Annotated in this window: 11 protein-coding genes; 7 read left to right on the top strand and 4 right to left on the bottom strand. The window is 35.5% G+C overall.

What is annotated here, in order from left to right; genetic code table 11:
* Nucleotides 1-326: 326 nt before the first annotated feature.
* The 4 genes from ACUNWD_RS17620 to purE form a co-directional block, all read right to left on the bottom strand.
* The gene (locus ACUNWD_RS17620; RefSeq protein ID WP_445589169.1) at nucleotides 327-803 is read right to left on the bottom strand and encodes a DUF4251 domain-containing protein; all 477 of its coding nucleotides are present in this window, start codon (nucleotides 801-803) and stop codon (nucleotides 327-329) included.
* Nucleotides 804-931: 128 nt separating this feature from the next.
* Nucleotides 932-2086, bottom strand: coding sequence for a 1-acyl-sn-glycerol-3-phosphate acyltransferase (locus ACUNWD_RS17625; RefSeq protein WP_445589170.1), 1155 nt, complete (start codon nucleotides 2084-2086; stop codon nucleotides 932-934).
* 36 nt (nucleotides 2087-2122) lie between these two features.
* Nucleotides 2123-4132, bottom strand: coding sequence for a helix-hairpin-helix domain-containing protein (locus ACUNWD_RS17630; RefSeq protein ID WP_445589171.1), 2010 nt, complete (start codon nucleotides 4130-4132; stop codon nucleotides 2123-2125).
* Between the two features lie 77 nt (nucleotides 4133-4209).
* On the bottom strand, nucleotides 4210-4716 hold the full coding sequence (purE, locus tag ACUNWD_RS17635) for a 5-(carboxyamino)imidazole ribonucleotide mutase (RefSeq protein ID WP_445589172.1): 507 nt from the start codon (nucleotides 4714-4716) through the stop codon (nucleotides 4210-4212).
* 134 nt (nucleotides 4717-4850) lie between these two features.
* Between purE and ACUNWD_RS17640 the strand changes: the two genes are divergently transcribed.
* The 7 genes from ACUNWD_RS17640 to ACUNWD_RS17670 all read left to right on the top strand — a co-directional run bounded on the left by ACUNWD_RS17640 (nucleotide 4851) and on the right by ACUNWD_RS17670 (nucleotide 12053).
* Entirely contained in the window at nucleotides 4851-5390 is a 540-nt protein-coding gene (locus ACUNWD_RS17640; RefSeq protein ID WP_445589173.1) for a phosphoribosyltransferase, read from the top strand.
* Between the two features lie 26 nt (nucleotides 5391-5416).
* Complete coding sequence (locus ACUNWD_RS17645) at nucleotides 5417-5989, top strand: adenylate kinase (RefSeq protein WP_445589174.1); 573 nt, start codon at nucleotides 5417-5419, stop codon at nucleotides 5987-5989.
* A gap of 76 nt (nucleotides 5990-6065) precedes the next feature.
* Nucleotides 6066-7058, top strand: coding sequence for a GTPase ObgE (gene obgE / locus ACUNWD_RS17650; protein WP_445589175.1), 993 nt, complete (start codon nucleotides 6066-6068; stop codon nucleotides 7056-7058).
* Nucleotides 7058-7750, top strand: a complete 693-nt coding sequence (locus ACUNWD_RS17655; protein ID WP_445589176.1) for a phosphatase PAP2 family protein — start codon at nucleotides 7058-7060, stop codon at nucleotides 7748-7750. The genes obgE and ACUNWD_RS17655 overlap by 1 nt, the downstream gene beginning before the upstream one ends.
* A gap of 1 nt (nucleotide 7751) precedes the next feature.
* Nucleotides 7752-9545 carry a MutS-related protein gene (locus ACUNWD_RS17660; protein WP_445589177.1) on the top strand — a complete coding sequence of 598 codons (1794 nt, stop codon included), beginning with the start codon at nucleotides 7752-7754 and terminating at the stop codon, nucleotides 9543-9545.
* Nucleotides 9546-10096: 551 nt separating this feature from the next.
* A complete protein-coding gene (locus tag ACUNWD_RS17665) occupies nucleotides 10097-10609 on the top strand; it encodes a UpxY family transcription antiterminator (RefSeq protein ID WP_445589178.1) in 513 nt (170 codons plus the stop codon).
* Nucleotides 10610-10649: 40 nt separating this feature from the next.
* Nucleotides 10650-12053, top strand: coding sequence for a UDP-glucose 6-dehydrogenase (locus ACUNWD_RS17670; RefSeq protein WP_445589179.1), 1404 nt, complete (start codon nucleotides 10650-10652; stop codon nucleotides 12051-12053).
* Nucleotides 12054-12083: the final 30 nt, after the last annotated feature.

Raw genomic sequence — 12083 nt, forward strand, 5'->3', positions numbered from 1 at the left:
CTGCAGAAATGTGGGAGAGTAGGTCGTCGCCAATCTTTCCAAACCCTGTGTTCTCCAGAGCACAGGGTTTTTTATTTCCTTTTTTTACCAAGGTTAAAATTGTTAGCTCAAAAGCTCTTAATTCTATATATTTTATTGATACTTTGTAGTATTCGTAGAAATATATTAGAACAGACAACACTCTCTATACTTTTGAATATGTATGAAACACACATTAAGTAGGAGGATTAGTAGGCATGATTGAATCCAAACTACACTTTTTGTAGTGAATATGAAATCTTTCGTTTTTACGATTTTTAGTTGCTCTGTTGTAACTGAATGAGTAACTAATCAAGTGGTTCAATAATGCCATAAAAGGAAATTGATTGTCGATTATTTGACGAGATGTTTAAAATTCCATATCCAGCTAGTCCCACTTCCAAATAGATTTGATAATAATCGTTTTTAGTATCCACTACAATTTTGACTTTGTAGGCATTTTCCTTTTTATTCAAACTTATGTCAATAGATTCTGCCGTTTCTTTGAATTTGATGCCGCCGTTCGTGCTGCCATAGTCTATACGGTAGGCTCTTCCATAATAAGGTAACCATGCTTCAACTTTCATGCTATCGACTGTGAAATCGTAAGTAGAAGTGAGATCAATTCTTCCTCCTATGAGCGGATTTGCGGATCGAGCAGTAAATTTAAATTGCTGGCTTTCGATGAGTTGTTTTATTTCATCTGCTTTAACTTGTTTATCTTGCGCTTCAGCTATCCAAAAAATACCGATGAGTAAACTGATGACAATTGCTATTCGTTTCATAACCAACTCCTTTCTTTTTAAGAATACAACAAATCAAGCCACAAAATGGATGCCATTCCGTATTATAAAAAAAAGAAAATAAAAAAGGGACTAACAAAGTCCCTTTCTGGTTGTACTATGGTTGTGAATTATTTTAATTCTCGGATTCGTTCAGCATTTAACACTGGATTTGCATACATTTCAATAAATAGTTCTTGTTGCCTTTGGGCATCTCCAACTCCAATTGTTTTAACCAAATCAGTAAGTAATTCATCAAATTTCGCCCGGGTTGCTTCGTCTATTTTTTCTCGATGTTCATTCGATCCGTTTTGGAGATCCGCTGCAAGTAGATTGTTTGGCCAAAGTTTATAGTTCTTGTATATGCGCTCATCAATATATTCAGCAAGTCTTTGTATGCTTTCATTCTGGTTTTCCGAAGATGCAAACTCATCTAAAGGAGCATCAATTGGTTTTCCAAATGAAAAATGAACCCGCCCTTTAGGTCTGGTTAATCCAAAAGCCATACTCTTGAGATCATCCTCCTGAGTTTTCTCAAACCCTTCGCTTTCCCGTTTGTATAATTCTTCAACTTTTGAAATTCCACACGGTTCCCTTTCGTAGCTTATTGATAGAGGTACTATTTTTAATTCACGGAATCCTTCCGCATAACCTTTTTCATTACTCAGATTAAGCATTTTCAGTAATGCTTGCTGAGTTTGATCAAAGCCATCTTTAGTGCGGCCTTCTCGCTGGGCAATCCAAACGGAACGTTTTCGTTCTGTAATTGCTTTTCTAATGTATTTTGAAAGGTTTTTAGAAGCTAATAACAATTCCCTGGCAGGAAGATTACGTTTTACAACGAAAGCTCTATTCAGCTTAACAGTGTGCAAAATCCAGTCGTAAATTAACAGGTTGTTTCCAATGGCAATTTCTGTTGTATTCATGCCAGCATTTACAATAATATAATTGAGGATTGCTGAATCCAGAATAATGTCTCTGTGATTGGAAATAAATAAATAGCTTTCATTTTTGTCCAGCTTATCAAGTCCACTGTATGAAACACCACTGGTGGTTTTACCAATAATCCATTCTTTGATTAATGGATACATAAAACCCATCTGCAGCTCTTCAATGGTTTTTATACCACTGAGCATGTATTTGACTTCTTTAAGCTTCTTTTCGTCCTGAAAAATAAAGAACAAAACCTGTTGGAAGATTTCGTCATTTAGCAATACATTAACGTATTGATTGACTTCATGATCTTCGTACGGTCTAATGTCATCAAAACTCATTTTTGCCCCCATTCCATATTAATTGGCGGCAAAGATACAAAATGATGCTTAAAACCTGTGCCTAAGTTGTATTTTCAACTCAGTTCTTTTATTTCCATCAATTTGGCTGTAACTGCTTCCAATGCTTTCTACATCAAAGAACCAAGTTCTTGAAGCCTTTATCCAAATCTCAGTTTTTTCACAAATTTTAACTTTTCCATTTAGGTATGAACGGACTCCTTCGTTGTAAAAGGCAGGTATGGCGAACTGATAAAGTAAGTCATTTTCGTAGGTGTAGATTCTAGCATCGTAATCATCAGTATTAAAGTAGCTCAACCGCAACCACCATTTTGAATTCAGTTTTTCGGATTGAAATCCGATATCCTGGAATAGCAGGAAGCCTTTTGAATGGTGATCATGTGCGTATCTCGATAATTCGAAACGACTTCTTAGAAAGAACCGGTTTGAAAGGTCTCCAGAAACATGTATTCGAAGTTTTTGCCTGGTTTGATTTAGGTTGATCTTTTCACCGTCAACAGTTGCTTTTACTGGTTTTATTTCGTAGAAATATCTGACGTATGTTTCCCATTTTCTATTTAATTGATAATTGACTTGGAAAAGGTATTCGCTTCCTTTTGAGGGAGCAATCGTCGTGTATTTAATCGATCGGTGTTTGAAATAGTCGGCATAAAGCACAAGACTAATTTTTGGAGCAGGGAATAGTTTCATGCCAATATATATACCTTCTTCGTCATTTATTTTGCTGCCTTCTGTAAAAGCCATTGCATATGGCGCATTGTATCTTTTCCCAATATTCCGGTATATTATGGAGGTTTCTATTTTGTCAATGGGTTTGGCTAGTATTCCTGTAATTATTGCCATTCCTTTGGTAGAGCTGGTTGCAAATTCGGCAAAATGAAAATATCGATTAAAGCCAACTTGATAATCTATGGAGAAATTTGAAAGTTGTTTCCCTTCAAACAAAAATTGGTTGTACTCTGCATCGCGACGATCAAGAGGAAGATTGTATTTTGTGTTTAATGCAGTAATTCCAATGGTGTAATTATGTCCACTGAAAGTTAGATAGGAACCTATTGATCGTTCTTGTACCGAATTCTTATCAGCTATTTCACTTTGTGTCCGATGCAAACCACTGGTTTGGAAAGATGTAAAAATTGCCTGTTGATTTACACTATCAATATTTGCATCGAAATTTTTAATTGAAAAGAATGGAGTGAATTTGAATTTTCCGAGTGTTAATAGGCTTGTTATACCTCTCATATACATGTTTTCATTGGTAGAAGTATACGGTTTTATTCCCTGGTTGAACTTGGCTCCTTGGGTTACTTCTGAAGATTTACCCAAAGAAAAACCTTGCCATGCGACCAACCCTTGACCAAACTGTAATCTGTAATCCCCAACTATAATTTGATTTTCATTATTTCTGGAATTATAACTGGCATAACCACTGAAATAATCAAAACCAGTTTTGTTGGAAGATTGAAGGAATGACTCCCCGGCATCTTTTTCTGCCGTTAATCCGAAATTAATTTGTTGAGTTGAATAACGGTATCTGGTATAAAACTTCAAAGGACTACCTTCATATTTTTTAGGTTCTTTAAATCCCTTTTGTTTTTCTACTAATTGGGTTGCCCTTAAAATGATCTCCTGCTTAGAATAGGATTTAATGGAATCTTGTTGGGAATCACCAAAATAAATAAATGGTTGGATTACTTTTATTAAAGTTGGTTCGAATCCATCAACTGCAATCAACTCATAGGCAGATAGGATTTTCCCATAATTCTTTCGATACGATAAAAGGTTTTGAATTTGAATTGGACTTAGCAGACTTAATTGTTTAAGATCATAAAAACTACAATTGTTAATATTCAAGGGGTTTTCTGCAAGTCGCTGCAAATCTTCAATCAATTGTTCAACATCCAGATTTTCATCTCCTGAATAAGTTGATTCTATGAAATCAAGGATTTGGTCCTGCCAATTCTCAATAGGTTGTTGCGCCTTTAAGTTTAAACTAAAGCTAATAAGAAACGCGAATAGGGTGATTATTTTATTCTGCATAGCAAAAAGGTGTATTTAATTATACACCCTTAAGCAACAAGCAGTTTAAAATTACAGTATTTTTAGTTAACAAAAAACTAATTTGTTTTAAATTTGAATTTTACCTCGGAAAGATCCTGATTTGCCTTAACGATTTTCTTTTTCAAGTCTTCTTTAAACTGAACCAGTTTCTCCTGTAATTCAGGTTTGCCGAGAGCCATCATTTGCACGGCTAATATTGCAGCATTCATCGATCCATTAATCGCAACTGTTGCAACTGGAATCCCCGGAGGCATTTGTAAAATTGCAAGCATGGCATCCCATCCATCCAAACTAGCTTTAATCGGTACGCCAATAACTGGAAGTGTGGTCATTGCAGCAATTACTCCAGGTAAATGTGCTGCCATACCAGCGCCTGCGATAATTACTTCAATTCCTCGATCCTTAGCACCTTTTGCAAAGGTTTCAACTTCGGCAGGTGTCCGATGTGCCGATAAAGCATTTATTTCGAAAGGAATTTCAAATTGATCCAATATTTTAGCAGCACCCTCCATAACCCCAAGATCCGAGGTGCTTCCCATAATGATACTAACTTTTGCCTTCATCTTTTAATATTAATTTTTCAGTTGAGCAATTATTTTTTGTTACTTTGTGCTTTTAAAATTCTAGGCTAAAATAGCCCAAATTAAACAGATATTAAAACTTACCTCTTCATAAATAATACATCAAAATTAATAGAATGGGGAATATTAAAGTATTAGATAAGGAGTTTGAATTATTCATCTCGTATGAAAAAATCAGGTCAGTAGTCGAAAAGATGGCCGATGAGATGAATGAAAAACTTGAGGGGAAGAATCCCTTGTTTCTTTGTGTGTTAAACGGTTCTTTCATGTTTGCTGCCGAAATCTTCAAACGAATTACTTTATTGGATGCAGAGATTTCATTTGTGAAACTTGCGTCCTATGATGGTACTTCAACAACTGGAAAGGTAAAAGAGTTGATTGGCTTAAATGAAAATCTGGAAAATAGAACTATTGTGGTGCTGGAAGATATCATTGACACTGGAATTACGATTGATAATACAATCAAACAAATTGAAGCAAAGAAGCCTGCAGAAGTACTTGTTGCAACCATGCTGTTAAAACCTGACGCGTTGGAAAAAGATGTTCAGATTGACTATGTAGGAATTGAAATTCCAAATGATTTTATTGTTGGGTATGGCTTGGATTATGATGGAAGGGGGCGAAATCTGATCGACATTTACAAAGTCGTAGAATAAAAACCAAAATTCAATATTAAAAAACCATGTTAAATCTTATTTTATTTGGACCACCCGGAGCTGGTAAAGGCACACAAGCTGAATACCTGATTGAAAAGTTTGGGTTGATCCACCTTTCAACTGGAGATTTGTTAAGAAGTGAAATTGCTGCAGGAACGCCACTTGGATTAGAAGCCAAGAAGAATATGGATAAAGGAGAATTGGTTCCTGATGAAGTGGTGATTGGGATGATAAAAAACAAATTGGATGCGAATAAACAGGTGAAAGGATTTATTTTTGACGGATTCCCTCGTACTGTTGAGCAAGCAGGAGCACTAGATAAATTGTTAGAGGAGAATGGAACACCGGTGTCTGGTATGTTATCGCTGGAAGTAGAAAAAAAGGAATTGATTGCCCGATTGTTAAGTCGAGGTAAAACTTCTGGTCGATCAGACGATCAGGATGAATCAATCATTGAAAACCGAATTCAGGTTTACAATGAGAAAACATCGCCTTTAAAGAGGTATTATACAGCTCAAAAGAAGCATTTTTGCATTAATGGTATGGGCTCTGTCGAAGATATTGCATCTCGTCTGGAAACTACCGTTGGTAAATTATAAAAGACTGTTCATTGAAATAAAGACGAATGTACTGGCTGCATTCGTCTTTATTCTTTAATTTAAATAAAAAAAAAGCATGGCTGAGAGCAACTTTGTAGATTACGTGAAGATTTTTTGCCGATCGGGAAATGGAGGCCCTGGGTCAACACACCTGAGACGTGAAAAGTTCGTTCCTAAAGGGGGACCAGATGGTGGTGATGGTGGACGAGGCGGTCATGTTATGGTTCGTGGCAATGCTCAAATGTGGACCTTGTTACACCTGAGATATAAGAAACATATTTTTGCCGGACATGGCGAATCTGGTAGTGGCCATGGTAGCTTTGGTGCTGATGGAGAGGATATAATGATTGAAGTGCCATTGGGTACAGTCGCACGAGATGGTGAAACCGGAGAATTTCTTTTTGAAATTACAAAGGATGGCGAAACAAATTATCTGGCAAAAGGCGGACGCGGTGGACTTGGAAATACGCATTTCAAATCGGCGACAAATCAAACGCCGAGATACGCACAACCGGGTGAAGAGGGTGCTGAAGGATGGAAGATCCTTGAATTGAAAATATTAGCCGATGTTGGGCTTGTTGGATTCCCAAGTGCCGGAAAATCAACCTTACTATCAGTTGTATCTGCTGCAAAACCAAAAATTGCAGATTATCCTTTTACAACCTTGGTGCCTAATTTAGGAATTGTTTCTTATCGTGATAATCAATCATTTGTTATGGCAGATATTCCAGGAATTATTGAGGGAGCTCACGAGGGAAAAGGATTAGGACTTCGGTTTTTACGACATATCGAACGAAACTCTATGCTGTTATTCATGGTTCCTGCTGATAGTAAGGACCATCGGAAAGAATATCATATTTTGTTGAATGAGCTTGAGAAATTCAACCCTGAATTATTGGATAAAGAACGGTATTTAGTTATTAGCAAATCCGATTTCCTGGATGAAGAATTACAATTGGAAATTAGCAAAGAGTTGCATGATATTCCACATGATTTTATATCTTCGGTAACTGGACATGGGATTTTGCCGTTGAAAGATAAAATCTGGCGTATTCTGAACAGTAAATAATGAGTTTATTCGAGTCTATAGCACAACTTGATCAAAGTCTATTTTTCTTTTTTAACAGCAAACATACTCCGTTTTGGGACGTGGCGATGTCGCTATTTACTCGCACTGAAGTATGGCTGTTGTTTTATATTTCATTGATTTGGTTTATCATTAAGAAATACCGTGCCAAGGCAGTCTTTATTTTACTTTTGTTGGTTCTAACAATCTTAATTGGAGATCAACTATCTGTACTAATTAAAGAAACAGTACAACGTTTCAGACCTTCTCAAAATCCGGAAATTCAGGATTTAGTTCACATTGTACTAAAAAGGGGAGGCCTTTACGGCTTCTTTTCATCTCATGCTACCAATACCTTTGCGGTAGCGATGTTTACTTCACGGTTATTCAGGAATTATCGTTTTTCTATTTTAATTTTTGGTTGGGCACTTCTGGCAAGTTATACACGAATTTATTTAGGGCTTCATTATCCTGGAGATATCATTATGGGAATAATTGTAGGAAGTCTCATAGGTTATGCTTTTTCCGTTTTATTGAGCTATTTGGAAAACAGATACTATTTGCACCGAAAACCAAGATTAGGCGAAACTTCACTGGAAAATGCAGAAAGCTACTCTCTTATTATTTCCTTTTTATTTGTCGTTATTATGGTGCTATTAGTGGTGAACCGTTTGCTGCACATACATTTGTTGTAAGATGAAAAGTGAACTTTTTCTGAAATATGAAAATTATCTTGAATCTGATAGGCAGAAGTTTGCGGAAATCAAAAAGCGAATTCAACTTTTATCAGTATTGAGATTACTCGCATTTGTGAGTTTTATATTAGCTCTTGTCTTTTATAAAGTGTTAGGTGCTCCATTTGCATTATCTATCATTGTTGTTTCTGTTGTGCTATTCTTTTATTGGATTAAAAAATTCATTGAAAGAGAGAAGCAGAAGAGATTGTATGGAAACCTAATTGAGATTAATCAAAAGGAATTACTTGCAGTTTCTGAGGAATATTCACAGTTTGATGGAGGTGATGATTTTAAGGATGGAGAGCATCCATTTTCAAATGATTTGGATTTATTTGGAGAAGATTCTGTTTTTCAGTTTTTGAATCGCACGACAACTCAACTTGGACGGAAAAAATTGGCGGAATACCTTTCAAATCCAATGACAGACATTGAGCGACTAGAGCAACGGCAGGAAGCACTGAAAGAGCTTTCGAAGCATACTAGATGGCGGCAATTTTATGAAGCGAAAGGAAAAACACACGATGAAGATGATTTTAAACTACTGAAACTACTTGCCGAATCTACAGAGAAAACAAAATGGAACTTGGTGAAATGGCTGGTATTCATTTTACCAGCTGTCAATTTTATGTTGCTACTGTTACTTTCTTTTTCAATTGTACCATGGTCAGTGGCATTGTTATCCTTCTTATTTAATGGGTTCGTCCTTTTTGTATTTCGAAAAGTAATTTCCTCATACTATAATAGATTTGGGAAGCAATCAAAAATATTGCAAAGCTACCTCGAGCTTATCTTAATGATTGAAAAAAAGGGGTTTCAGTCAGAAGAATTAGTTCGGTTAAAAGGAAGATTACTAACTCGTGAAAAAAAGGCAAGTGAGGTTTTTGTTGATTTGAAAAGGACAATGGCAAGGTTTGATTACCGTGCAAATCTCATTTTTGCATTCATTGGTGAATTCGTTTTTATCTGGGATTTAATTTGTGTTTATCAGCTAAACAACTGGCAGTTAAAATACAAAGACTTCTTTTATCAATGCTTTGATGTAATATCCCAGTTGGATGCTCTTTGCAGTCTTGGCAATTTGAATCACAATCATCCGGAATGGACGATTCCCTCTTTTGAGAAAGATGAATTTCATTATGCCGCTAATGATTTAGCCCATCCACTTATTAATTCAGAGAAACGAATTGGTAACTCATTTCGAATGAATGGAGAAGGAAAAATTGCGATTGTTACTGGGGCAAATATGGCAGGTAAAAGTACTTTCCTAAGGGCATTGGGGGTGAATTTTATTTTGGCTTTAAATGGTTGCCGTGTATGTGCAAGTTGGTTTACAATTAAACCAGCATTTCTTTACTCAAACATGCGTACGACCGATAATCTCCATAAAGACGAGTCATACTTTTTTGCAGAATTGCTTCGCCTCCAAAATATGCTGAAGCGAATTCGTAATGGTGAAAAGCTATTTTTATTAATTGATGAAATGCTGAAAGGGACCAATTCTCATGATAAATTATCTGGTTCCAGAGAGCTCATAAAACAGTTAATTCATCTAAGAGCCAATGGCGTAGTTGCAACTCATGATTTGGAATTGACAAGGTTGAGTAGCACTTATCCTCAAAACATCAATAACTTATGTTTTGATATCAAATTAAATGACGAAAGCCTCATATTTGACTACAAACTTATTCAAGGTGTTACTTCCACAATGAATGCGAGTTTTTTAATGAAACAAATGGGAATTATTGAAGAATAAATCGTCCTGATTTTGATTAAAGTTCTTTCCAAATTCAATTTCGAAATATTTAATATCTACACATTTCAAAATTATCCTTGCGGAAATCACCCAACACCTGAAAAATAAGGGTTTTTAGGCTGGTGGTAATTTTACTGATATTTATAAAAAGCAATAATTCTTAAGACGCTCCAATATGTTGACAAACAGTTTCCTGAAGCAATTTTGCCAAAAGAATCTAGATTTTTATTAGTTGCCAGTAAAGAAAAATAGTAGGATATTCGTTATTGTATTCAAGATTTATCGTGCTTCGAACACACACCTTATTGGGAGTGAAGGAGCGAAGCTGTGAAGAACCAGCAAAAATAACTCTTCAGATTATTTGATAGATATCCAATTTCTAAATTTCTTTCGTAGATATTTAAACTTCAGTTTAAGGATAATTCTACTTTTTGTTTTTTAAAAATGTTGTAATTTTAATCGCAATATTATAATTGAAAAAAAAAGTAATCTATTTGAACTGGTTGTATCTTGATTTTCCAATCTTTCAGTTCATTTCCAATGGAGAATAAATGACTTTAAATAGTAAATATCAATGGTATGCCGTATATACCAGATCCAGATACGAAAAGAAATTATATAAGCTACTTGAATCACAAAATATTGAATGTTATTTACCGTTAAAGGTTGAAGATAAACAATGGAGTGATAGAGTAAAAAAGATTGAAGAACCTCTCCTGAGAAGCTATTTATTCGTAAAAGTTAGTAATAAAGAGTATTATAAAGTTTTAAATACTGATGGAGCTGTGCGTTATATTTCATTTAATGGAAAAGCAGCATCAATTCCTGAAAAACAAATTGAAGACTTAAAACTTTTTCTATTACACTTTAATCAAAATATTGAAGCGACTGTTGATGATTTGGAACGTGGAGATAAGGTGGAAGTAAAATCAGGATTACTTAAGGGAGTCAAAGGTGAGGTCATTGAGATCAGAGGTAAAAATAGAATTGTACTTCGATTTAGGGAATTAGGATATTGCGTACACACTGAAATCCAAATTAAAGATATTAAAACATTGGATTAGAAATCAAATAATTAAAAAACCAAAGAAACAATACTAATTAATGTTAGGAAAGAAAATTACTTCAATTTGCTGTATTGGTGCCGGATATGTAGGTGGCCCAACCATGGCAGTTATAGCTCAAAAGTGCCCACATATACGAGTAAATGTAGTTGATGTAAATCCCCAGAGGATTGCTGACTGGAATTCTGATAATTTAGATGAACTTCCAATATACGAACCCGGCTTAGCAGATATCGTAAAATCTACTAGAGGGAAAAATCTATTCTTTTCAACTGATGTGTCTAAAGGAATTGCAGATGCGCAGATGATTTTTATATCAGTAAATACTCCAACTAAAACATATGGAGTCGGAAAAGGAATGGCAGCTGACTTGAAATATGTTGAGTTATGCGCTCGTCAAATTGCAGATGAAGCGAAGGAAAATAAGATTGTTGTTGAGAAATCTACATTACCTGTGCGAACAGCACAAAGTATAAAAACGATATTGGAAGCGAATAGTTCCGATGTGAAATTTCAGGTTTTATCGAATCCTGAATTTTTAGCAGAAGGAACAGCTGTTGAAGATTTGTTGGAGCCAGATCGGGTTCTGATTGGTGGCGATCAGGACGAAGATGGACTGGAAGCGATCGAATTATTATCAGAAGTATATGCAAACTGGGTACCACGTGAACGTATTGTACAAACAAAACTATGGTCTTCAGAATTATCAAAATTGACAGCAAACGCATTTTTAGCACAGCGGATTTCTTCGATCAATTCAATCTCAGCACTGTGCGAAAAGACTGGGGCGGATGTTGATGAGATTGCACGTGCAATTGGTGCGGACTCCCGAATTGGTTCAAAATTTTTAAAGGCCTCAGTTGGTTTTGGAGGCTCATGTTTTCAGAAGGATATTTTAAATCTGGTATATCTAAGTCATCATTTTGGATTGCCTGAAGTTGCCGATTATTGGGAACAGGTAATTAAAATCAATGATTATCAAAAACACCGTTTCTCAAAACAAATAATTGATGCCTTGTTTAATACCGTTTCCGGAAAGAAAATAGCCATTTTGGGTTGGGCGTTTAAGAAGGATACAAATGATACTCGAGAGTCAGCCGCTATCTATATCTCTGGTCAATTAATGCAAGATCAGGCGGAAATTCATGTATACGATCCAAAAGTTACAAAGCATCAAATGATAAAGGATCTGGTTTATGCTGGTTATGGAAACGAAGAATCAATTTCTGAAAAATTGTTTGTGCATGAAGATGCATATTCTGCTTCGGATAAAGCTCATGCCATTGCAGTTATAACTGAATGGGATGAATTTAAGACGTTAGACTGGACTACAATTTATGACCGAATGTTAAAACCTGCTTTTGTTTTTGATGGGCGAAATATTTTAGACCGAAGTAATTTAACAGAAATTGGGTTTGATTTGAGGAGTATAGGAAAGGGTTGAATACATCTTCTAAAAGAGTAAAATTCAAAA

It is taken from the genome of Sunxiuqinia sp. A32 (genome assembly GCF_052690465.1).

Bases quoted from the DNA above. Each gene is read 5' to 3' on its own strand.
- obgE (WP_445589175.1), top strand. From the start codon at position 6,066: ATGGCTGAGAGCAACTTTGTAGATTACGTGAAGATTTTTTGCCGATCG.
- ACUNWD_RS17660 (WP_445589177.1), top strand. From the start codon at position 7,752: ATGAAAAGTGAACTTTTTCTGAAATATGAAAATTATCTTGAATCTGAT.
- ACUNWD_RS17630 (WP_445589171.1), bottom strand. From the start codon at position 4,132: ATGCAGAATAAAATAATCACCCTATTCGCGTTTCTTATTAGCTTTAGT.
- ACUNWD_RS17620 (WP_445589169.1), bottom strand. From the start codon at position 803: ATGAAACGAATAGCAATTGTCATCAGTTTACTCATCGGTATTTTTTGG.
- purE (WP_445589172.1), bottom strand. From the start codon at position 4,716: ATGAAGGCAAAAGTTAGTATCATTATGGGAAGCACCTCGGATCTTGGG.
- ACUNWD_RS17645 (WP_445589174.1), top strand. From the start codon at position 5,417: ATGTTAAATCTTATTTTATTTGGACCACCCGGAGCTGGTAAAGGCACA.
- ACUNWD_RS17665 (WP_445589178.1), top strand. From the start codon at position 10,097: ATGACTTTAAATAGTAAATATCAATGGTATGCCGTATATACCAGATCC.
- ACUNWD_RS17670 (WP_445589179.1), top strand. From the start codon at position 10,650: ATGTTAGGAAAGAAAATTACTTCAATTTGCTGTATTGGTGCCGGATAT.
- ACUNWD_RS17655 (WP_445589176.1), top strand. From the start codon at position 7,058: ATGAGTTTATTCGAGTCTATAGCACAACTTGATCAAAGTCTATTTTTC.
- ACUNWD_RS17640 (WP_445589173.1), top strand. From the start codon at position 4,851: ATGGGGAATATTAAAGTATTAGATAAGGAGTTTGAATTATTCATCTCG.
- ACUNWD_RS17625 (WP_445589170.1), bottom strand. From the start codon at position 2,086: ATGGGGGCAAAAATGAGTTTTGATGACATTAGACCGTACGAAGATCAT.